The following is a 21,476-nucleotide window of genomic DNA, read 5'->3' as shown; positions in this document are numbered from 1 at the left end:
CACTAGCGCGGTGACAGGGACGTGGATAGCAATAAGAGACACGCCGAGGTGCTGGAGCATCTCACCAATCTTCGGGCAGGTTCCTTCTGGCAACAGGTGTTTTCTCCCTACCTGGAGCAAGCATATCAAACCAACCAAAATCAGTGGTACCGTGACGCCATCCGTTTTTCATCGCTACTGGCCATTTTGTTGCTTTTGGCCAGTTATTTGGTGGAGTGGGGCACTGGAATTACCCATGGAGCCGAGGCGTTGGTTGCGCGGGCAATAGCCATCATCGGTTTGGCTGTTGCTTACATCTACATCCGCAGATCGAAACGCCTTACCTGGAAATATTGGGTTGTCACCCTGAACACGCTGATTCTCACAGCCGCGTTGCTGGTTATTGCGCACGATACCGCTCAGCCCATCAAAATGATCTATTACACCAATGTGTTTTTCGTTGCTGTGGTGGTGTTTACTTTCATTCGTTTACCCCTTAATTTCACTAACACATTGGGGTTGGTGTTATTGATCATGGTCGCCTGTGCATTGTATCTGGACTCGATGAATTTACAGGTGTCTGCACACATCATGTTTTTCCTATGCAGCGGAACGTTTATCGCTGTCATGGTATCGAGCCGGACGGAAAAGATGTCCAGGGAAAGTTTTCTTAAGTCCGAACTGATCGAATTTGAAAAACGCCACCTGCGGGATTTGAACGAACGACTGCAGGAGCAGATCACACTTGATCGCGTTACTCATCTTTATAACCGCATGGCGTTCGATGACAAGTTATTGTCTATGTGGTCTTTATGCAGTCAGAATGATCAGCGGTTAGTGTTAGTGGCCATCCATATTGAGCGGTTTGGTTACTTTAACGAAAAGCGCGGCGCGGAAAGTGGCGACGATTTATTACGGGAAATGTCCCGTAAAATACGTTCTGTGCTGCAAGATAGCAACGATGCTGCGGCTCGTATCAGTGGTGGTCGGTTTGTTGTTTTGCTGACGGGCGCTGAAAAAGAAGTTAATGAGCAGCTAGAGGCGCTGCGAGGTCAGCTGCTGAATTTGAGCACTTTACAACGCTGCACGGTGCTGGAAGGGAAGGTGTATTTATCCTGGGGTCGGGTCAATCTTGAGGTGGATATTGATCGTGATCCGCGCGGAGTGATTGACCGCATGTTCAACCACCTCGGTCCCATAGAAGACCTGGTTTTGTCTCACCATACTCAGGCCGTTGCGGCATCCATTCTTTAATAGACGGGGTAATCGTCACTCTCGATTATGCTTCAATCTGATATCGAACAAGCTGCAGAATGGGTTATGAATGCCCGGCGAATATTATTTATTACGGGGGCGGGTATATCCGCGGATTCAGGTTTACCGACTTATCGGGGCATTGGCGGCCTTTACGAGGATAAGCAGACAGAGCACGGTATACCGATCGAAGTTGCGTTATCCGGCGATATGATGTCGACTCGTCCGGACATTACCTGGAAATACCTGCGACAAATAGAACAAAGCTGTCGCGGCGCGGCTTTTAATCAGGCGCATCAGGTGATCGCTGATATCGAACAGTTAAAGCCGGAGAGCTGGGTTTTAACGCAAAATATAGATGGCTTCCACCGTTCTGCTGGCAGCAAAAATGTGATCGAAATTCACGGCCAGGTGGGTGAATTGGTTTGCACCCGATGTTTGCAACGGCAGGCGGTGGAAGATTATAGCCATATTGAGGGTCTGCCCGTTTGTGAACGTTGCCATAACATACTCCGGCCGAATGTCGTACTGTTTGGTGAAATGCTACCGGAGCAGGCGGTGATGGATTTGCATCGTGAAATGGTCGGGGGGTTTGATCTGGTGTTCAGCATTGGCACAACCAGCGTTTTTCCCTATATTTCCCAGCCGGTTTATGAGGCGAGAAAGTGGGGGGCTAAAGTGATTGAAATCAACCCGGGCATTACCGAAGTTTCCCCATTTGTAAATGTTCGTCTGCAAATGAGAGCGGCGCATGCGATGCGGCAAATAGGGCAGGCGATGGGATTGTCTCCGAAAAACACCCACTGAGTATAGCGATGACACCGTTTTGGTTTGGTTGGAGCAGGTCTAAGCAGCGATTGGCTTTTCATCCGTAAGCTGGAGTTGACGGTAGCTATCAATAAAATGTTGAGGGCTCAGGCGCGAATCGCAACAAAAATGCTGAAACCAGCAGTTCGCCAAAGCCTCTATATTATCGGCATCTTCTGGAATTTGTGCCCGACTGCGAGCGTAAACTCCCCAGGCAATGGCAGTGGCATAAGCCAGGTTCATCGTCAGTTCCATGTCAGGATCCGAGAGAAATTCCCGCTGCGATGCAAAGCCTCGAACCATACTGGCCAGATCGGGGTCAAAAGCAAAGTATTCATCCCATACTTTCTGGTGCAGTTCACGGTTGATTCTGTACACACCAATACCGAATTCAAACTGGAGCTGAATTCCCAATTGACTGGCTTGTGCTGCTGAACCGAGTAACAGATTTTCGAGAGAGAGAGTCCATTTACCCAACTTTTGAAGGGTGGGACGAATAATGAGTTTTCTGAAATCCAGTGGATTTATGCCCATTCACACTACCTGATATCGATCGACTACTGCATGATTGGAAAATGGTTTAGGCTTGCTTATCACACGTTTAACTAAGCTTCCTACCCAACAGATTAGCTCATTATGCTAACTTGCGAGGGTTAAAGGAAAAAACATTTTGATCTAACCCGGCCTCCGCTTAGCGATGATCGTTTTAATACAACCTCTTCAGTTGCTGGTGAGTAAGGATTTGCCACTAAGCAGATAAGCTTCTGCTGCTTCGATGTCCGTTTGTTCTCCACTTAATACGACAATATCCGACTCCAGCAAAAGCGTGTTTTCGTTTGCATCCAGTACGATGTCGTTGCCGCGGCGAATGGTGTGCAGCTTTACGTTGAGGGGCTCCAGTTCCAGATTTCCAACCGCCTTGTTTACGGCGAAGGCCGACGCGGGCAGAAAAACTGGATGGAGCCGGCGTTTGTAGCGTGACATCCCGTAAGGACCGTGTTGGCCGACGATAAATCCGTGCAGCATTTTATAACGTTCGTTGCGTACGTTATCGATGGATTCAAAAACTTTCTCACCGGGCTGACCCAGTGCCACCATAACATGCCCGACCAACATCAGGCTGGCTTCCAGCGTTTCCGGTATGACGGCGGTCGCGCCTGCCTCCTGTAATTCAAGCAGGTGTGCATCATCTCGTGTGCGCACCAGGATTGGCAGTTTGGCTCGTTGCTGCCTGACTTCTAACAGCATTTTTTTCGCTGCTATGTGATCGTCAAAGCTGATCACCATCAGATTGGCTTTCATCAAGCCCAGGTGCATTAACACCTTTAGTTTCCTAGCGCTGCCGTACTCCACATTTTCGCCTGCTAATCTGGCGCGCTGGACACGCACCGGGTCATCGTCAATAGCGATATAGGGGATTTGTTCCTGTTGTAAAAAGCGGGCAATGGTCTGGCCCACCCGGCCATAACCACACAGAATAACGTGGCCCTCCATTTCGGACGCAGTGTGAGAAGTCGTATCCGGAAGCAGGGTATCCGCCGGGTTTTGTCGCTGGCGTGCCAGGAAGTAATTGGCGATTTTTTCACTGTTTGAGACCAGCAGCGGCGTCACACCCATACTGATTACGATAATAGATAGGAAAAACGATGCAACATCGGTAGGCACCAAATCGCCTTTGACCGCGAGTGCAAGTAAGGCAAACCCGAATTCGCCACCCTGACACAGTATTAATCCGGTGCGGAACGAAACGATCGGGCTGTTACCGAATGTTTTGCACAGAAGGCCGATCAGAATAGTTTTGAATACAATCAGGCAGGCGCTGAAAAAGAGAATTCGTGGCCAGAAGGTTTGGATCAGATCGAAATCGATCATCAACCCGATACTGACAAAAAATATGCCCAGAAGCACATCTCTGAAGGGGCGAATTTCGGCTTCGATCTGATGTCGGAAGTGACTTTCCCCCAGCATCATACCTGCCATAAATGCGCCCAGTGCCATGGCTAATCCCAACGAGTGTGCAGTGGCGGCAGATAAAAGCGCAACCACCAGAACGGTGAGCACAAACAGTTCTTCTGATTTGGTTTTACTGATCTCAGTGAAAAGCGGAGGCATAATCCATTTGCCGATAGCCACCATGCAAACAAAAAAGCCGATGGCATTGGCACCCGCAAAGGCCAGTGATAGTATCAATTCTTCACCGCTGGCATCGCTGCCGACGGATATCAGCACCAGAATGACGATGGCGGCGATGTCCTGAAACAATAATATACCGATTGCAGTGTGCCCGTGCGCAGTAGCAATTTCGTTTCTTTGACTGAGTTCCTTGCTGACGATGGCTGTGGAGGAAAGCGCCACGGCCGACGCTGCAATGAGCGTTCCGGTCATGGAAATCGCGTAAACTGATCTGGCAAGGTATATCAAACCGCCAAAAACAGCGATACAGATGGCGACCTGCAGCGAACCTAACCCAAAAACCACTTTGCGCAAGGCAATCAGATGGGGTAAGGAAAACTCCAGACCCAAGGTGAACAATAAAAATGCGACACCGAATTCTGCAATAATCTGAAATTCGGCCACACCCTTTACCAGTCCCAACCCATTGGGACCGAGTATCAAGCCTACAAACAAATAACAGATAATGGTCGGTACTTGAAGTCGGGTGAATACTGCTGCAGCCGCTACTGACGCTCCCAGGATAATGATTAGCTCATTAACGATGTTCGCATGTTCCAATTATTGGGTTTCCTTGATTAGTCGTTGGGAATGCGTGCCAGAAACCTGCCCATCCATTTCCAGAATCGCTCCATTACTTTTTGATACCATCCGCGCTTTTTCCAGCTATCCAGGCGGATTTGCAAAGCCTGCTCGATGTCGTTTTCCAGCATGGCTACAGTACTCAAGGAAAAAGAGTCATCAATGATTTCCTGGTTCGCTTCCAGATTCCAACGTAAATTCCAGCGATCAAAATTACAGGAACCAATGCTAACCCAGTTATCCACTAAAGCGACTTTCATATGCAGAAAGCGGGGCTGATATTCGTAAATTTTAACGCCTGAGTCCAGCAGTTTGCGATACCAGGAGCGCCCCGCATAGCGAATGGATGGATGATCGGTATTGGGCCCCGGTAGCAGGATGCGAACATCCACGCCGTGACGAGCGGCTTTACACAGCGCTTTTACTAATTTGCGCGAAGGATAGAAATACGCGGTCACCAGCCACGCCCTCTGTTTGGACTTGGTCAGTTTATTCAATAGGGTTGCAATAATGGGTTTGTTGCCTGGACCGCGGCTGGCTACGACCCGGGCTTGACTGATGGTGCCGTTTTGCAGTGGCTTATCCGGAGCATCACTAAGGGCTCCGAGCAGTATTTTACGTTGTGCCTCATCCTGGCGTAAGTTATAGAAATACCAGGATCGCTCAAACAATGTTAACCAGTCCTGAACTGCCGGGCCTTCGATACTGATCATGGTTTCCCGCCAGGCAGAGTCAGGTCTGACTTCAGCTGAAAAGCTATCGCTAATTCCAGCACCACCGACGAAAGCAAGTTGTCTGTCAATGACAATAATCTTTCGGTGATCGCGGAATAAATTTCTGAGCCAGTGTCGGTGCTGGAGGCGATTAAAGATCCTTAACTCCACCCCGGCTTGCCTGAGTCTGGACTGATCCGAAGGTTGTAATTTGAAAGATCCCACGTGATCCACTAGCACGCGCACCTGAACGCCACGCTTGGTTGCATCAACCAGAGCTGAAATATAGCGGGTGGCAATGATGCCGGATTCAAATAGGTACATCTCCAGTTCGATACTTTGGTGGGCCTGATTCAGAGCGTCAAGCATGCGAGGGTAGAACTCGTCACCGTCGATCAATAATGAAAAGTGGCAATCGGTTTGCCAGGGAAGTGTGCAGCTGAAGCTGTCAAAGTGTGGTAGATTCATGGCTAGAAACTAGCCTGATTTAGGTTGCAATTCAATTAGTGATGTCCTGTGTGCCCCGCATGGCCCATAAATTGACTGGCGATCGTCCATATTCCGAAACCGATCAGTGATAAAGCCGCGATGATGCGTACACCGCGGGATTGGGAAATATCTTGTAGCAGGTGGCTGAATGTTCCGATACCGATCAGGGCGGGTAGAGTGCCTAAGCCAAAATACACCATAAGCAGAGCGCCGGATATAGCGTCTCCGGATCCCAGCGACCAGGCTAACGCACTGTAAACCAAACCGCAGGGAAGCCAGCCCCAAAGGAATCCCAGTGCCACGGCTTTGATTGGCCGGTCGACCGGAAGCAGGTTTTTGGTATAGGGCGCGATGTGTTTCCAGCCTTGCGCTCCCAATCGTTCCAGTTGGTTGAGTATCTTCCACCAACCACTCAAGTAGCAGCCCAGCAGGATCATCATCAAACCGGCGAAGATACGCAGATAGGACGGGCCGGAAGGTTCAAAAGTGGCATATATCGACGAGCCAGCGAAGCCCACCAGAAAGCCGGCGCAGGCATAGCTGGAAATCCGGCCCAGGCTATACAGCAATTGATAGCCCAGTAAGCGTCGTGTGCGTCGGGCTTGTCCGGGGGCGATGGCGGAGGTGAGTGCGCCGCTGATACCGCCACACATGCCAACGCAATGCAGGCTGCCCATGAACCCAATGGCAAAAGCGGCAACAAGGTCATAAGAAAATTGCATGGTTAATTTTTTTTCGTTGGGGTGTTGGATTTTTCCGGGGGCGAAACCAGTTCGTCTTCTTCGAATAGAATGCGCTGGGATTCCCGGTCAAGATCGTCAAACTGCTCATTACGTACCGCCCAGATAAAAGCGGCAGCGGCAACGGCGATAAGCACGAGAGCAAGGGGGATGAGCAGGTAAATTATGTCCATTAGTTGTAGCTAGCCTCGGTTGATTCGCAATGCATTGGCGACCACCAGTAACGAGCTTGCGGACATGCCCAGTGCGGATGCCCAGGGCGGAATGTACCCGGCGGCTGCCAACGGCAGCGCGATCAGATTATACAGGATCGCCCAACTTAAGTTTTGCGCAATTATGCGATAGGTTTTTTGGACCAATTCGAATACGGACTGGATCGGGCCCAGACTGTGTCCCAGCATCAAGCCGTCTGCGGCTACCTTTGCCAGATCGCTTGATTCAGCCATCGCTATGGAAATATCAGCGGCGGCCAGAACCGGCGCATCGTTGAGCCCATCCCCTACCATTAATACGGTTTTGTTTTGCTTTTGTAAGCGTTGTATATAACGCAATTTATCTTCGGGTGTTGCGTTGCTGCAGAGCTGCGTGATTCCCAGTTGCTGTGCAATTGCCTCGGCATGGCCACTGGCGTCGCCACTCAGGATGTGGCATTGCTTTCCACTTGCCATAAGGTTGGCCACCACGGTGTCTGCGTCGTTACGCAAAACGTCATCAACCCGAAACCAGGCCAGTGGTATTTGCTCCCGCGCCAACAGGATCCATTGACCCTGGTTTTCCGGCACTATCGGCAGGGGTTGACCAGGGCCCAGCACGAAACCCGGTTTACCTATTTTATAAACAGTGACCCCGCGATCCGGTGACGCTACGCTGCCTTGCACGCCCTGATTCGGTGTAATGGTAACATCTTCTGCGGTTTGCTCTCCCAGGCCATGAAATGCTTTGGCAATGGGGTGTTCAGAGGCGGATTCCAAAGCCGCTGCCAGCCTGGTCAGCGTTTCAGGCTCATCGCCATTCAGTGCAACTATCCGGGTTAGTTTGAAACTGCCCCGGGTCAGGGTACCGGTTTTATCAAAAACGACATCGGTGACATGACGCAATGCTTCAATGGTGTGGGAGCGGGTTGCCAGGAACCCATTATTCATCAACTTCGACGTGGCAGCGGTAATGGCGGTTGGTGTGGATAGGGAGAGGGCACAGGGGCAAGTGACAACCAGCACCGAAAGCATGATCCAGAACGCGTCCTGCGGTGAGCGAAACCACCAGAAAGTGAATACAGCCGCTGATATTAAAAGCACCCCGAAAACAAACCAGGAGGCAATTCGATTGGCGAGAAGGGCGGTTACGGGTTTCTCGCTTTGTGCCCGTTGAAGCAAACGTTTTAACACAGACAGGGTGCTATCTTTCGGGTTTTTATCGATCCGTAACGTAAGCGGATGTTCGACATTGAGTGTCCCTCCGACGACGTTATCGCCAGTGTTTTTGCTCACCGGGATAGGCTCGCCAGTCAACATTGCTTCGTTCACCGCGCTGGAACCATTCAGGATTGTGCCGTCGCCGGGAATAGTCTCACCGGCCCGCACCAGAACGCGGTCACCCGGTACTAAGCTGTCCGCTGGCACTCGGGATTGTTGGTTCTGCTCATCCAGTATCCGTGCGGTCAGCATTTGCGAATGATTCAGGCGAATACTGGTGCTTTGTGAGCGATGCCTTGCGCGCATTTCCAGGTGACGACCCACCGATAGAAAGAACACAAACATGCAGACAGAATCGAAATACACCTCCGGGCCTTGTACGAGCGTAGCCCATAGACTTGCGAAATAGGCAAAGCACAGAGCGATGGCAACCGGTACCTCCATGGACAGATGCAAAGCGCGCAAACTGCGCCACGCTCCGGACAGAAAGGGCCACCCGGAATAGAAAAATACCGGCGTGGCTACCAGGGCGCTTACCCAGCGTAAGAACTGTTGGTGAGCCGGATCGATGCCTTCGAAAGCGCCCAAATACAGGCTAACGGCATAAGTCATAACCTGCATTGCACCCAGCCCGGCAATTCCAGTCCGGATCAATGATTGCTGGTTTTCCTGTTTGATTTTTTGTTCTTGTTGAAGTGGCGTGTAGGGCTCAGCCTTGTAGCCGATGTTGGCAATGGCTTTGATTAATCCACTCAATGAGGCCAGTTGTGGGTCCCAGACCATCTGCGCCAAATGACTGCTCATATTGACGCGTATTTGAACCACTCCGGGTTGTTTGTCCAAATGTTTTTCGATTAGCCAGACGCAAGCCGCACAGGTGATGCCGGTGATGAGCAGGGTGATTTCATTCTGATGGTCCGGTAACTCATGCACAAAGGCTTGTTGTAGCTGCGGGTCGTCCCAACTCTCCAGGCCTTGTAAAAACTCCGGTACGATATCGGCTGCGGGCAGTTCACCCGGAGTTGATGCAGTGCGGCGTTGATAATAATTTTCCATCCCGATGCCGATAATGGCACGGGCAACCGATTGGCAACCGGGGCAACACATGGGACGGCTTTCACCGAAAATGACAACCTGGTATTGATCGTCTTTGGCGGGTAACCCGCAATGGAAACAGCTTGACTGGGACATTAACCGTTGGGCACCAGTTCCACGTTTTTAACGGGATTAGCGAAATTGAGGCTGCTGTCGATCTCCCAGGTTTCATCCGGGGTGGTGAGCTGAACGTAGTAACGGCCTTGTGGAATCCGATTTAACTTGGTATAGAAACGCTTGTCCGGTGTTAGAAATAATTGCAGGGTTTTATCCTGGTCTTTGATGGTGGGGTGGATCAGCCGTAAAACCAATTCGGTGTCCAGGTTTTCGCCCAGGTTGCGGGTACGGATAAACAGGGCTCCACTGTCTTTATCCAGTGTCAGAAATGCTTTGATACCCCGACCAAGGGCCAGTTGTTGCTTGTCCAGGCGTTTGTTAATGGCCATGCCGTCTTTATACCAGTCTTCGCGTACCAGGCTGTCTTCACCGTCCAATGCCAGTGTGATCATGATGACCCCCATAACAACCGAACTCATGGGAATGGCGATCAGGAACCAGGGCCAGAATTGTTTATACCAGGGTTTTGTATCTGTTCTCATTGTCTTGCTCAACGTTGGTCTATCGATTGCTTCACTTCAGAGCGTCTCATTTCATTCAAACGGGCCGAGAAACCGGCTCTCTTCGGTCACTTCCTGTGATGGTTGGGTATTCGATTTCACGGTAAAGTAAATGGTCGTATTTCTTTTCTCCAGCTCTTCCAGCGCCACTTCCAGGGTCACGGTTACGGTCAGCAACTCACCGGGCCGGGCGTGAATGTTTCCGGGAATATGGGGAACCATATTATTGAGACCGGAAACTATTACATCATAATTCTGAGCCAGCTGGGTTTTATTCATGATTTTCAGCGTGTACACGTTTTCAATATGTCCCTCCCAGTTTTCGCGGAAAAGGGCATTGCGGTCGCGGATAATATCCAGCTCTAAAGGCACCCGAGAAAAGACCATGTACACGAATGACCCGCAAAGGATGACCAGCAATAACGCGTAGGCAACGATTCTCGGACGCACGATGCGCGTCTTATCACCCACAATCGCATTCTCGGTGGAATAGCGTATAAGACCGCGTGGATACTCCATTTGATCCATTATACTATCGCAGGCGTCAATGCAGGCGGCGCATCCGATGCACTCGATCTGCAACCCGTTGCGGATATCGATACCGGTAGGGCAGACCTGAACACACATTTTGCAGTTAATACAAGAACCCAACTCCAGCTGCTCCGGTTCGGCTGTCTTTTTCCGGGCTCCTCTGGGTTCGCCGCGCTTTTCATCATAGGTCACAATCAGTGTGTCGCGATCAAACATGACTGTTTGGAAGCGGGCATAGGGGCACATATAAATACAGACCTGCTCTCGCAGCCAGCCTGCATTGGAATAGGTGCATACTGTAAAAAAGGCCAACCAAAACCAGACCCAACCCGAAACATTGAAATGGTAAAGGTCGGACCACAGCTCCCGAACCGGTGCAAAATAGCCGACAAAAGTAAAAGCGGTGAAGAACGCCAATATCAGCCACAAGCTGTGCTTAGAGAGCTTTTTGATCGCTTTACTGACCGACCATGGTTGGGCATCCAATCGAATTCGTTGGTGTCGATCCCCTTCGGTTATGTATTCGATCCACATAAAAAACGTGGTCCATACGGTTTGCGGGCAGGTGTATCCGCACCAGATGCGACCAGCCACGGCGGTGACAAAAAACAAAGCGAAGGCAGCGATAATTAACAGCCACGCCAGATAGAGGAAATCCTGGGGCCAGAAAGTGAACCAGAAAATATAAAATTTGCGTTCAGGAAGGTCGAATAAAACCCCTTGTCTGCCATCCCAGGTGAGCCAGGGCCCGAGAAAATAGACTCCCAGGGTGATCCAGATGGTAATTACACGGATATTCTGAAAAAAGCCGGACAGGTGCCGTTGATAGATCTTCTCGCGTTTTTGATAGAGGTCAATCTGCTCGTTGCTGCCAGCATCTTTAATCGCGATTTTGTTGGCATCAGTCATATACCACCTGCCTATAGCATCGGAACAGGAATTCTATCTGAAAGAAGGCACCCCGCGTGTCTCCGGGGGGCCTTAATTTTAGATGGCGTTAATTGCTCAAGCTGAAAATGTAGCTGGATAGGACGTGAATTTTCTCCGGGCTCAGGGTGTCTTTAAACGCCGGCATTTTGCCGTGGCGGCCTCCGTTGATGGTGTCCGTTATGATTTTCTCAGATCCACCGTATAGCCAGACAGCGTCGGTCAGGTTTGGCGCTCCCAGCATCTGATTGCCTTTCGCGTCCACACCGTGACAGGCAACACACAGGGTGTCGAACTTGGCTTTACCGGCCGCAGCATTACCGCTGCCTTTGCGGTCAGTAAAACTGAGAATGTACGTAGCCACATCCCTGACACCATCCTCACCCAGCGCAGTACCCATGGGCGGCATCATGCCACCGCGGCCGTTGGTGATGGTTTCTACAATCTTGTCAGGGGAACCACCATATAACCAATCCGCGTCTGTGAGATTGGGGTAGCCCAGATTGCCGCGGGCATCGGAACCGTGGCAAATCGCACAATTGTTTGCGAACAGACGCTGACCTGTTTTGATCGCTTCAGTGCTTTTCGCCAACTCGTCTACCGGAATTGCTGCGTATTCCTGGAAATAAACATCGTATTTATTTTCGGCTCGTTTTACTTCGGTTTCCCATTGACCTGCTGACGTCCAACCGAAAATACCTTTAGCGTCTCCCCAGCCGGGATACAGTGTCAGATAAATAAACGCGAACGCGATGGTAAAATAAAATAAATTCAGCCACCAATGGGGTAGCGGGTTATTCAGTTCTTCGATGCCATCGAATGAATGCCCCAGGGATTCACCGTCTTTGATCGGATCGTCCGGACGTTTACGGGTCCACCACAGTAACCATAGGCAACCCAACAGATTGATCAGGATAATGGTAATAATCCAACCATTTACCCAGCCTTGAGTAAAATCAGTACCAGTCATTCTTTAATCTCCATGCCCTTGCTTATTCTTGAGGGTATTTTGGTGGTTGGCGTCATCTGCAAACGGCAGGTTTGCGGCATCATCGAAGTGCTTTTTACGCTTGCTGCTGAAGGTCCAGAAACAAACACCTAAAAAGGCCACCATTGCCACAACCGTTGCGATTCCGCGCCAGGTATTAATATCCATCGGGTTTACCTCTTGATTTGAAGAAAGGTTCCCAATCCCTGCAAGTACGCAATAAGCGCTTCCATTTCTTTCTTACCTTCCACTGCCTCTTTAGCGCCGCTGATATCGGCATCGGTATAAGGCACACCTAGCGAGCGAAGTGCTCCCATTTTCTTGCCGGTGAGTTCACCCGAGAGCGTGTTTTCATCCAGCCAGGGGAAGCCGGGCATATTGGATTCCGGTACTACATCTCGTGGATTCATAAGGTGGTCGTGGTGCCACTGATCACTGTAGCGTCCGCCTACCCGGGCCAGATCCGGACCGGTGCGTTTTGAACCCCACAAATGCGGGTGTTCATAGACCTGTTCACCGGCCAGGCTGTAATGACCGTAACGCTCGGTTTCAGCGCGGAACGGCCGGATCATCTGTGAGTGACAAACAGTGCATCCTTCACGAATATAGATATCCCGCCCTTCCAATTGGAGGGCCGTCCAGGGTTGTAGACCTTCAATGGGCTGGGTGGTTTGTTTCTGAAAAAACAGAGGCACGATTTCAACCAGGCCACCGAAACTCACCGCGATTAACGTCAGCAGAATCATCAGGCCAACGTTCTTTTCGACGACTTCATGTGTCTTTGCCATGATGTTACTCCTTAAGCCGGTTGGGCAGCGGTGTTGGTGGAAGCGGCTTTCGGGGTGCTCATGGTTTTATACATGTTGTACGCCATCAGGAACATACCGGATAAGAAGACCATGCCGCCGATCAGACGCACAATGTAGTACGGATGAGTGGCTTTAAGGGCCTCAACGAAGGAGTAGGTGAGCGTGCCGTCATCATTAATCGCACGCCACATCAAACCTTGAGATATACCGGCAACCCACATCGCTGTGATGTAGAGAACCACACCCAATGTCGCTAACCAGAAATGTGTATTGACCAGGCCGACGCTGTGCATTTCCTTTTTGCCATAGAGCCAGGGGACCAGGGCATAGGTTGACCCGATAGTGATCATGGCAACCCAGCCCAAAGCGCCGGAATGCACGTGGCCGATAGTCCAGTCCGTATAATGGGAAAGTGCGTTAACGGTTTTGATTGCCATCATCGGACCTTCGAAGGTGGACATGCCATAGAACGACAACGCCACGATCAGGAAGCGGATGACCGGGTCATCCCGTAACTTTTCCCAGGCGCCCGATAACGTCATGATGCCGTTGATCATACCGCCCCAGGACGGAGCCAGTAACACCAGGGAGAACACCATGCCGACTGACTGCGCCCAATCCGGCAGTGCGGTGTAATGCAAGTGATGGGGGCCTGCCCACATATATACCGATATCAATGCCCAGAAATGGACGATGGAAAGCCGATAGGAATAAACCGGACGATCAGCTTGTTTCGGCACAAAATAATACATCATGCCTAGAAAACCGGCGGTAAGGAAAAAGCCCACCGCATTATGCCCGTACCACCACTGCACCATGGCGTCGGTAGCCCCGGAGTAGACCGAATAGGATTTGGTGAGCGATACGGGAATTGCCAAGCTGTTTACAATATGCAGAAGCGCTACCGTTAGTATAAATCCGCCATAGAACCAGTTCGCGACATAGATGTGGGATGTGGTGCGCTTTACGATGGTACCGAAAAAGACCACCGCATAGGCAATCCAGACAATCGCCAGGAAAATATCAATAGGCCATTCCAGTTCAGCGTATTCTTTTGACGACGTAATCCCGAGCGGCAATGTGATCACTGCGGACACGATTACCAGTTGCCAACCCCAGAAGACGAATTTCGCCAGCCCGGGTGCAAACAGCACGGTCTGGCAGGTGCGCTGGACCACGTAAAAAGACGTCCCCATCAAGGCGCAACCGCCAAACGCAAAGATAACCGCGTTGGTGTGCAGCGGCCGAAGCCGGCTGTAAGTGAGCCAGGGTGTATCAAAATTAAGCGCGGGGAACGCAAGCTGGGCGGCAATGAATACGCCGACAGCCATACCCACGATGCCCCAGAAAACGGTCATTACCGTAAATTGCTTCACCACGGCATACTCGTAATGCGGCGTTGCAGCTAGACTATTGCTCATTGAGTGTCATTCCTGTGTTGGGTGATTGAACACACATGGTTACTACTGATATTCCCACGAATACAGAATGAGCCGCTCTTATACCAATATAAAGGAAACGGCAGCATGCATTATAAGACCCAAATCTGCCGCCGTGTTGATACAGGTCAACTCAGGGGCAGAGGGGGTGAGAAATATTGCAATGCATTAGGTTAGTGCGCTTGTGGCGTTAAAAGCATTGCGTCGGTGCAACATTCGTGGGTATATTCCTAACGGCCTGTTTTTCTTCTGATTTAGTCTCGAAAACCAAATCAGAAGAAAAGCCGGTCGCCTGGCCCGAATACCGCATGCTCCATATTGGTGCGGTGGCGCCAATATGGAGTAAAACTGAGACCCACACAACCAAAATTTGGGGGCGGCAATTATGAAAATGATTACTGCAATCATCAAGCCTTTTAGGTTAGATGATGTGCGAGAATTGTTAACGGAAGTCGGAATTACCGGAATGACCATCGAAGACGTAAAAGGGTTCGGTCGGCAAAAGGGGCACACAGAATTATACCGGGGCTCTGAATACGTAATCGACTTCGTTCCGAAGATAAAAATTCAGCTCGCCGTATCCGATGAAAACACGGCAGTGGCCGTTGACGCGATAGAAAAAGCAGCCAATACCAATAAAATCGGCGATGGAAAAATCTTTGTGGAGACCTTGGAGCAAGCAGTGAGAATCCGCACCGGTGAAGTGGGCGAAGACGCTTTGTGAGTCCCTGCAGCAAAAACGCACGCACGCTCGTCAAGCAGATTGCTGATCTGGTAAGGGCTGCCCCCTCATCGTGATGAACCAGCACTCAATTCTCGTATTTCCCCTTGTATTGACTAAAAAACACGGAGCCCTGGTGAAAAAGGCTATTGTCTTTATAGTGGGGATTTTATAAGTTAACCTCAACGTCTCGAACAGTCGTTTGATTGATCAGCGTATAAAGTGCCCCGGACTCCTCCGGTAAGCAACAATAAAAATTCTTTTGGAGAAGATGTAATGAGTCTCAAATTTCTGTCCGATGAGTGGTTTGCTAAAGTAGACGAGTTAAAAGCGGCAGCCGGTGATATCGAAGTACCCGCATCCATGGCCGATTTGGTGATTAACCTGACAGTGACCGGAACCGATTCCGGTGATGTCGATATCGCTCTGAACGCTGGTATGATTGAGAAAGGCCATAAAGACGGCGCACCGACGAAAATGATCCTGCCGGTTGACTTGGCACAACGCCTGTTTATCGATAACGATCAATCAGCCGGTATGCAGGGCTTCATGTCAGGTCAGATCAAAATTGAAGGCGACATGAGCAAATTGATGGCGATGCAGACGGTTCAGCCTTCTGCAGATCAGAAAGCATTGCAGAAAGAAATTCTGGCAGTGACCGCTTCTTAAGGAAGTCGAACTCCGAATCAAAAACCCGTCGTGTTGAACATGACGGGTTTTTTTGTGCTGTTGAAACCCAATGGCGAACGGAAAAAACCTACCGATAGTTACGCAGAGTGACTTTTGATGAGTAAAACGTTGTTACTTTGCCGCGCTGGTTTTGAATCGGATCTTGCAGCAGAGATTCAGGAAAAAGCCGGATTAGCCGGCGTTGCCGGATTTGTTCGCGCAAAATCGGACTCCGGTTTTGTTATTTTTGAAACGGTTGAAGGTCAGGCAGACGATATTCTGCAAAAACGGGTTCAATTTGATTCCCTGGTGTTCGCCCGTCAATGGTTAAGGGTGATAGCCCATTTGAGTCCACTGGATCCGGCGGATCGGGTCACGCCTATTGTGGATTGTTTTCGGGAAGGGACTCCGGTTCGGGATTTCTGGCTCACGTTTCCTGATACCAATGAGGGCAAAAGCCTGTCAAAACTGGCACGAAAGTTGGAGCTACCCTTACAAAAGGGGGCGAAAGGATTACTTCATAGTCAGTCACAAGATCACGCCCACTTGTTTTTGATTTCCGGAACTGAAATCTGGGTCGGAATTACCTCGGCCGACAATGGGTCTCCCTGGCCGTTGGGTTTTCCCCGTTTGCGACAGCCTTCAGCGGCACCGAGCAGGTCGACACTGAAGCTGGAGGAAGCCTGGTTACAACTGATACCGGAAGCACAACGAGCGACGTTACTTAAACCGTTTCAAAAAGCGGTCGACCTGGGTGCAGCGCCCGGTGGCTGGACCTGGCAATTGGTAAATCGGGGCATGCAGGTGGTAGCGATTGATAACGGGCCGATGGACGCCACGTTGTTGGACTCAGGGCAGGTGACGCACCTAAAGGAAGACGCTTTTTCTTACCGGCCTTCAAGAACGGTTGATTGGTTGGTGTGTGATATGGTTGATAAGCCGGCGCGAGTGGCGGAATTAATGGAACGTTGGTTGTTAGAAGGGTGGACTCGTTTTGCTATTTTTAATCTGAAGTTGCCGATGAAACGCCGCTGGATGGAAGTGAATCTGATATTGCAGCGCATGCAGCAGGAGCTGGATGCGGGTGGCAAACGCTATAGGCTGAGTGCGAAGCAACTGTACCATGACCGTGAAGAAATCACCGTATTTGCTGCACCCGCCTGACCAGGTGGCCCTCGTTATCGCCGTTACAGCCCTTGTTGTGATTGGTATATGCAAGGCTCAAGAATGGTGCATTTTTCCGGTTCTTTCAGAAAAACACCGACTTTTTTTAGCATTTCATAGCGTTCAGATGAGCCGAACCAGAGATGCCAGGCATTGGCGCTTTCCCAGCGTGAGATCACGACATAATGATTAGGTCGCATAGCATCACGATAGGATTCGCCACCCAGATACCCGGGTGACTTTTCCGCGTGCCCTAGTAATTCGACGATGGTCTGTTCGTAATTGGGTTCCAGACCTTCGGCAACGGTGCGTTCGATCAATACTTTTGCCATGACGAGCCTCGGTTGAGTCGCGGTTTTTGTTTACATTGCCGCTATTTTCGGTAACTTTGGCGATACTTTCAACGTCGTATTTAGCGATCTTTCAAAAAGCACTTCAAACAGGTGAGTTAATGACGAATCAGATCAACCATACTTTCGACGCCAGCGGGTTAATGTGTCCGGAGCCGGTGATGATGTTGCATGGAAAAGTGAGGGAGATGCAAATTGGGGAGGTGCTTAAAGTCATTGCTACGGATCCCTCGACACAACGGGATATACCTAAATTTTGTCAATTCCTGGGGCACGAGTTGGTGTCCTCTGAAGAAGAAGAAGGAAAATATATTTTCGTGCTTAAAAAAATGGCGTGATGCCGATTCGGTTCGGTGGCGTCATTTTATAAACGCCTAAATCGGATTTTTGTTAAGCTGGATGCTTGACTAAATTTCAGATCAATTGATGACGTATTTATCTTAATCGCAAATGCTCAGGACAGGACTATTCCATGCGCAGCCCGGTGTACAGAACGCATCGTCTGACTTATCTAAGTATAGTTTTTATTTTCTCCATAATATTAACCGCCTGTGGCGGCAGCTCGGGTTCATCTTCCGCTCTAAGCACCACTGCTGATCGTGCTGTCGATGATTCGGATTCGGCGGATACCGGCGGTGAACCGGTTGCCCCCGGAGATGCCGTCGTAGTACCCCGTGTACTGTACATCGAAACGGACTCAGGGCTGATTGATAGTGGGCGAATTGCCGATAGTACGGTTCAGTTTCATGGCCTCGCAACGCCGCTGGCGACAGTGCAATTGACCTTGAACGCGGTCGTTGCCGGGACCACGGTTGCGGACGACGATGGCCATTGGATGTTGGATTATCGTCCGGTCGAGCTTGAGCCGGGCACCTACAGTATCACCGTTAAATCTGAATTGCTGACGGGTCAGGTTTCCCTCTCGGAGCAGCCATATGTTTTCGAATACAATCCAAATCTGCCACCAGAGCCACCGGTCTATGAGCCAGGTATTACCGATTTTGTTATTCGTTCGCCGGAGTCAGGCTCGCGCTTCGGTTGGGCGCTTTCCGGTTCGGGTGATCTGAACGGAGATGGCTTTGAAGACTGGGTTGTGAGTGCACCTGACAGCCAGTCCGGCCGCGGGGAAGTAATTGTGGTCTGGGGGCGCGCCAATGAATCCAGATCCGAATTGGAGTTACCCCTGAGCGAGGCCGACGGCTTTTCTGTGTTTGGCCTACAGGAAGGGGATCTTCTGGGTGAAAGTCTCGCAGTGGGTGATTTTAATGCCGACGGTGTGGACGATCTGATTATGTCTGCACCAGGAAGTGACAGCGGTGCAATCAATGCCGGTGCCATTTATGTTGTGTGGGGATTAAGGGGTGTGACCCGTCCCGCAATCGACCTCAATCAATTGCCGGGGTTTACTATACAGTCTACTGAAGCAGACCAGCGTTTGGGCCAGTCATCGGCGATTACAGAAGCATTATCCGGAAACGGCCAGGGATTGTCGTTGGGCGATTTCAATGCTGATGGTGTGAATGATCTGCTGATAGGGCATCCTTCAAGTGATCGAAACGGTGTTAACTCAGGGCTCGCTTATTTAATCTGGGGTGAGGCCAGCGCGCAGCAGAATGATCTGACATTATCAGCTGCCGGATTGGGTGGCCGTGGTTTTATGATTCAGTACACCGCTGCGGGGAGCCCGTTTACCGATTGGTATTTGGGTCAGGGCGCGCAGTTTATCGGCGATTTGAACGCCGATGGCATCGATGACCTGGCACTTGGCGCTCCGGGAGCGGGTGTTAGTGCACGGCAAAGTGGTGCCGTGTTCGTTGTATACGGAAATACGGCAACCGGCCGTAGCAGCACGGTAGAACTAAGCACCATGAGTGCAGCTGCGGGCATGCGAGTGGAGGCCGCACAAAGTGAGGGTTTCTTGGGATATGCATTGGGCTCGGCGGAATTTAACGGTGATGGTATTGCTGACTTGGTGGTTTCGCAGCCGGGACGAAGCGGGGATCAGGGAGCGAATCAAGGATCGGTGTGGGTCGTTTACGGTGCAAAATCAAATTCCGTTTCGCTGGATCTCGATCAGATAACCGGACCGCAGGGTACGGCGATCGCGGGAGCGGCCGGGGGCGATTTTTTGGGACACAGTATTTCGGGGGCCGGAGACATAAACGGGGACGGTCTGGACGATCTTATTCTGGGTGCCTATCGTAAATCCGGCTCTGACATATCGACCCAATCCGGAGTCGGCGGGGCTTATCTTGTGTTAGGGAGTGAAAGTGCGGCACAGGAATACCTGGATCTTAATTCATTTTCTGCGGTCGATGGCCTTTGGTTCCTTGGCGTTAATGCCGGAGATGGGTTGGGCCACAGTGTTACCGCTGGCGATACGAATGGGGATGGCTTCAGCGACATTGCGATGGGGAGCCCAGGTGCAGGTCAGGTAAGTGTTTACCGGGGGCGTAACCTGTTTTCAAATGTTTTACCTTTAACGGGTAATTCTGCAGCGAATAACATTGTCGGTACCAGCGGTGCGGATCAAATTGAAGGAAGTGGCGGTGCTGATGCGATTGCAGCAGGTGCCGGCGATGACAGGATCAGCGTTTCTGATACTGAATTCTTCCGCGTGGATGGCGGTCGTGGAACGGATACGCTGGAATTGACCGGGCAAAACATTAGCCTGGACATCACTCGTCTGAATCCGGAGAAGCTAAACAATATTGAGAGAATCGACCTGAAAGATCAGGGCAATTCCCTGATTCTGAATAACTTAAGTGTGCTGGGTTTATCGTCTGAAAGCGGCGCATTGTGGGTAGATGGTGGCAGCTCGGATTATTTTGAAAGTGATCCCACGGATGACTGGCTTAAGCAGGGAACAGTGTTGAAAGAGGGAGTGATTTATCAACAATTTGGCGGTCAATCGGCGCAGCTGTTTGTGAATGTTGCGATGACGGGGTCAGATGAAGCGGAATTTACATCCAGTCAGAACTATTGGTTTGATACTACAGACAATGGTGCCGGGGTCACAGGCGATGTCTTCAATGTGCCGGTGTTAATCCGCATACGCGATTCGGAGATCATAAACGCGGTGCAACCGGGAGCTGCGGATATCCGGTTTGTTGCTTCTGATGGTATTACGCCCTTGCCGTATGAAGTCGAACGCTGGGATCAATTGAATAATGTGGCGGACGTTTGGGTGCTGGTGCCGAAAATTGAAGGCAGTAATGATCAGGGCTTCATTACTTTGGAATACGATGATTTGATTGATGGCAGCGTTCCAAATGGGGAAAGTCCAGAGCAGCTGTGGGCAGATTATTCCGGCGTCTGGCATTTTAGCGATGGCGACGATGGCAATAACGCCCCTGGTGTTGAACCGGATTCCAGTCCGAATCGCAATCACGCGCAGGAACAAGGCCGCGCGGTGACTAAAAGGGAAGCCTTTGTGGGGCAGGGCGTGCGCTTTCGGGACGATGCCACCCTGCGGGTTCCATATGATCCATCGCTCAATTTATCCGGCCGGGCATTCAGTGTTGAAAGCTGGTATACCAGTGACACCTGTACAACGCAATTATTGTTCAGCCGACGTGCTCTGAACATGCTGAGTCAAGACGGTGTCGATAGCTACTGGAGTGTAAGCTCGGCACACTTTATAGCCACTATCACCCTGATCGATTCCAGGGTCGACCGGGCAGCATTCAGTATCGGCGATCAGAATGGAGACTCCACCGTAGTGGGCGGCTCCTTATATGGATTATTCCTGGGGGACTGTAGCGAACAGGTTGTGACGGTGTACGATCCGCTTGTCGGGGTTCAGGTTTACATCAATGGGGAGCTGCGAAGACAAGGTGATGGGGGTTATCAGCTGGAGCCGGAGCTGGATTTAGTGATGGGCGGAAATGCTGGCAACTACGAACTTGTGCTCGACGAGACAAGGGTGTCCCGTCGACGTCTGGACCCTGATTTTATAAAACTCAGCTATGAAAACCAGAAGTTGGACAGCAACTTGGTCCGTAGCAGCCGCTAGCAA

At 50.7% G+C, this 21,476-nt stretch carries 20 protein-coding genes; 7 read left to right on the top strand and 13 right to left on the bottom strand.

The annotated features are described in order from the left end of the window. The first annotated feature begins 21 nt into the window (after positions 1-21). A complete protein-coding gene (locus FT643_RS23895) occupies positions 22-1,233 on the top strand; it encodes a GGDEF domain-containing protein (protein WP_156871447.1) in 1,212 nt (403 codons plus the stop codon). A gap of 24 nt (positions 1,234-1,257) precedes the next feature. Beyond that, on the top strand, positions 1,258-2,040 hold the full coding sequence (locus FT643_RS11075) for an NAD-dependent deacylase (RefSeq protein ID WP_317622005.1): 783 nt from the start codon (positions 1,258-1,260) through the stop codon (positions 2,038-2,040). Between the two features lie 39 nt (positions 2,041-2,079). Here FT643_RS11075 and FT643_RS11070 read toward each other — a convergent pair whose 3' ends face one another. The 12 genes from FT643_RS11070 to ccoN all read right to left on the bottom strand — a co-directional run bounded on the left by FT643_RS11070 (position 2,080) and on the right by ccoN (position 14,536). Then, positions 2,080-2,574, bottom strand: a complete 495-nt coding sequence (locus FT643_RS11070) for a hypothetical protein (RefSeq protein WP_156871445.1) — start codon at positions 2,572-2,574, stop codon at positions 2,080-2,082. Positions 2,575-2,760: 186 nt separating this feature from the next. Continuing rightward, positions 2,761-4,773, bottom strand: a complete 2,013-nt coding sequence (locus FT643_RS11065; RefSeq protein WP_156871444.1) for a cation:proton antiporter domain-containing protein — start codon at positions 4,771-4,773, stop codon at positions 2,761-2,763. Between the two features lie 17 nt (positions 4,774-4,790). Continuing rightward, complete coding sequence (locus FT643_RS11060) at positions 4,791-5,975, bottom strand: phospholipase D-like domain-containing protein (RefSeq protein WP_156871443.1); 1,185 nt, start codon at positions 5,973-5,975, stop codon at positions 4,791-4,793. Positions 5,976-6,010: 35 nt separating this feature from the next. After that, positions 6,011-6,718 carry a sulfite exporter TauE/SafE family protein gene (locus FT643_RS11055; protein WP_156871442.1) on the bottom strand — a complete coding sequence of 236 codons (708 nt, stop codon included), beginning with the start codon at positions 6,716-6,718 and terminating at the stop codon, positions 6,011-6,013. A 2-nt stretch (positions 6,719-6,720) separates the two neighbouring features. After that, positions 6,721-6,909, bottom strand: a complete 189-nt coding sequence (gene ccoS, locus FT643_RS11050; RefSeq protein WP_156871441.1) for a cbb3-type cytochrome oxidase assembly protein CcoS — start codon at positions 6,907-6,909, stop codon at positions 6,721-6,723. 9 nt (positions 6,910-6,918) lie between these two features. Then, positions 6,919-9,339 (bottom strand): heavy metal translocating P-type ATPase, encoded by a 2,421-nt coding sequence (locus FT643_RS11045; RefSeq protein WP_156871440.1) that lies wholly within the window; start codon positions 9,337-9,339, stop codon positions 6,919-6,921. Continuing rightward, positions 9,339-9,842, bottom strand: a complete 504-nt coding sequence (locus tag FT643_RS11040; protein WP_156871439.1) for a FixH family protein — start codon at positions 9,840-9,842, stop codon at positions 9,339-9,341. The genes FT643_RS11045 and FT643_RS11040 overlap by 1 nt, the downstream gene beginning before the upstream one ends. 51 nt (positions 9,843-9,893) lie before the next feature. Then, a complete protein-coding gene (gene ccoG, locus FT643_RS11035) occupies positions 9,894-11,300 on the bottom strand; it encodes a cytochrome c oxidase accessory protein CcoG (RefSeq protein WP_156871438.1) in 1,407 nt (468 codons plus the stop codon). Between the two features lie 88 nt (positions 11,301-11,388). Continuing rightward, positions 11,389-12,288 (bottom strand): cytochrome-c oxidase, cbb3-type subunit III, encoded by a 900-nt coding sequence (ccoP, locus tag FT643_RS11030; protein WP_156871437.1) that lies wholly within the window; start codon positions 12,286-12,288, stop codon positions 11,389-11,391. 3 nt (positions 12,289-12,291) lie between these two features. Continuing rightward, on the bottom strand, positions 12,292-12,474 hold the full coding sequence (locus FT643_RS11025) for a cbb3-type cytochrome oxidase subunit 3 (protein ID WP_156871436.1): 183 nt from the start codon (positions 12,472-12,474) through the stop codon (positions 12,292-12,294). 5 nt (positions 12,475-12,479) lie between these two features. Beyond that, positions 12,480-13,094 (bottom strand): cytochrome-c oxidase, cbb3-type subunit II, encoded by a 615-nt coding sequence (gene ccoO / locus FT643_RS11020; RefSeq protein WP_156871435.1) that lies wholly within the window; start codon positions 13,092-13,094, stop codon positions 12,480-12,482. Between the two features lie 11 nt (positions 13,095-13,105). Next, positions 13,106-14,536 carry a cytochrome-c oxidase, cbb3-type subunit I gene (gene ccoN, locus FT643_RS11015; RefSeq protein WP_156871434.1) on the bottom strand — a complete coding sequence of 477 codons (1,431 nt, stop codon included), beginning with the start codon at positions 14,534-14,536 and terminating at the stop codon, positions 13,106-13,108. A gap of 403 nt (positions 14,537-14,939) precedes the next feature. On the opposite strand from ccoN, the gene FT643_RS11010 reads away from it, so the two are divergent. The 3 genes from FT643_RS11010 to rlmM all read left to right on the top strand — a co-directional run bounded on the left by FT643_RS11010 (position 14,940) and on the right by rlmM (position 17,108). Then, the gene (locus FT643_RS11010) at positions 14,940-15,278 is read left to right on the top strand and encodes a P-II family nitrogen regulator (protein ID WP_156871433.1); all 339 of its coding nucleotides are present in this window, start codon (positions 14,940-14,942) and stop codon (positions 15,276-15,278) included. A gap of 273 nt (positions 15,279-15,551) precedes the next feature. Next, positions 15,552-15,944, top strand: coding sequence for an SCP2 sterol-binding domain-containing protein (locus FT643_RS11005; protein WP_156871432.1), 393 nt, complete (start codon positions 15,552-15,554; stop codon positions 15,942-15,944). 117 nt (positions 15,945-16,061) lie between these two features. After that, the gene (rlmM, locus tag FT643_RS11000; protein WP_156871431.1) at positions 16,062-17,108 is read left to right on the top strand and encodes a 23S rRNA (cytidine(2498)-2'-O)-methyltransferase RlmM; all 1,047 of its coding nucleotides are present in this window, start codon (positions 16,062-16,064) and stop codon (positions 17,106-17,108) included. A 23-nt stretch (positions 17,109-17,131) separates the two neighbouring features. On the opposite strand, the gene FT643_RS10995 is transcribed toward rlmM, so the two are convergent. After that, the gene (locus FT643_RS10995) at positions 17,132-17,440 is read right to left on the bottom strand and encodes an antibiotic biosynthesis monooxygenase family protein (RefSeq protein ID WP_156871430.1); all 309 of its coding nucleotides are present in this window, start codon (positions 17,438-17,440) and stop codon (positions 17,132-17,134) included. A gap of 119 nt (positions 17,441-17,559) precedes the next feature. Between FT643_RS10995 and tusA the strand changes: the two genes are divergently transcribed. Together tusA and FT643_RS10985 are read left to right on the top strand one after the other, a co-directional pair. After that, positions 17,560-17,796 (top strand): sulfurtransferase TusA, encoded by a 237-nt coding sequence (tusA, locus tag FT643_RS10990; RefSeq protein WP_156871429.1) that lies wholly within the window; start codon positions 17,560-17,562, stop codon positions 17,794-17,796. Positions 17,797-17,930: 134 nt separating this feature from the next. Beyond that, positions 17,931-21,473 (top strand): DUF2341 domain-containing protein, encoded by a 3,543-nt coding sequence (locus FT643_RS10985; RefSeq protein ID WP_156871428.1) that lies wholly within the window; start codon positions 17,931-17,933, stop codon positions 21,471-21,473. The last annotated feature ends 3 nt before the right edge of the window (positions 21,474-21,476 follow it).

The sequence above is a fragment of the Ketobacter sp. MCCC 1A13808 genome, from assembly GCF_009746715.1.
Lineage (GTDB): Bacteria > Pseudomonadota > Gammaproteobacteria > Pseudomonadales > Ketobacteraceae > Ketobacter.
Note: the sequence above shows the minus strand (reverse complement) of the source record. Positions and strands in the feature narration are given on the sequence as shown.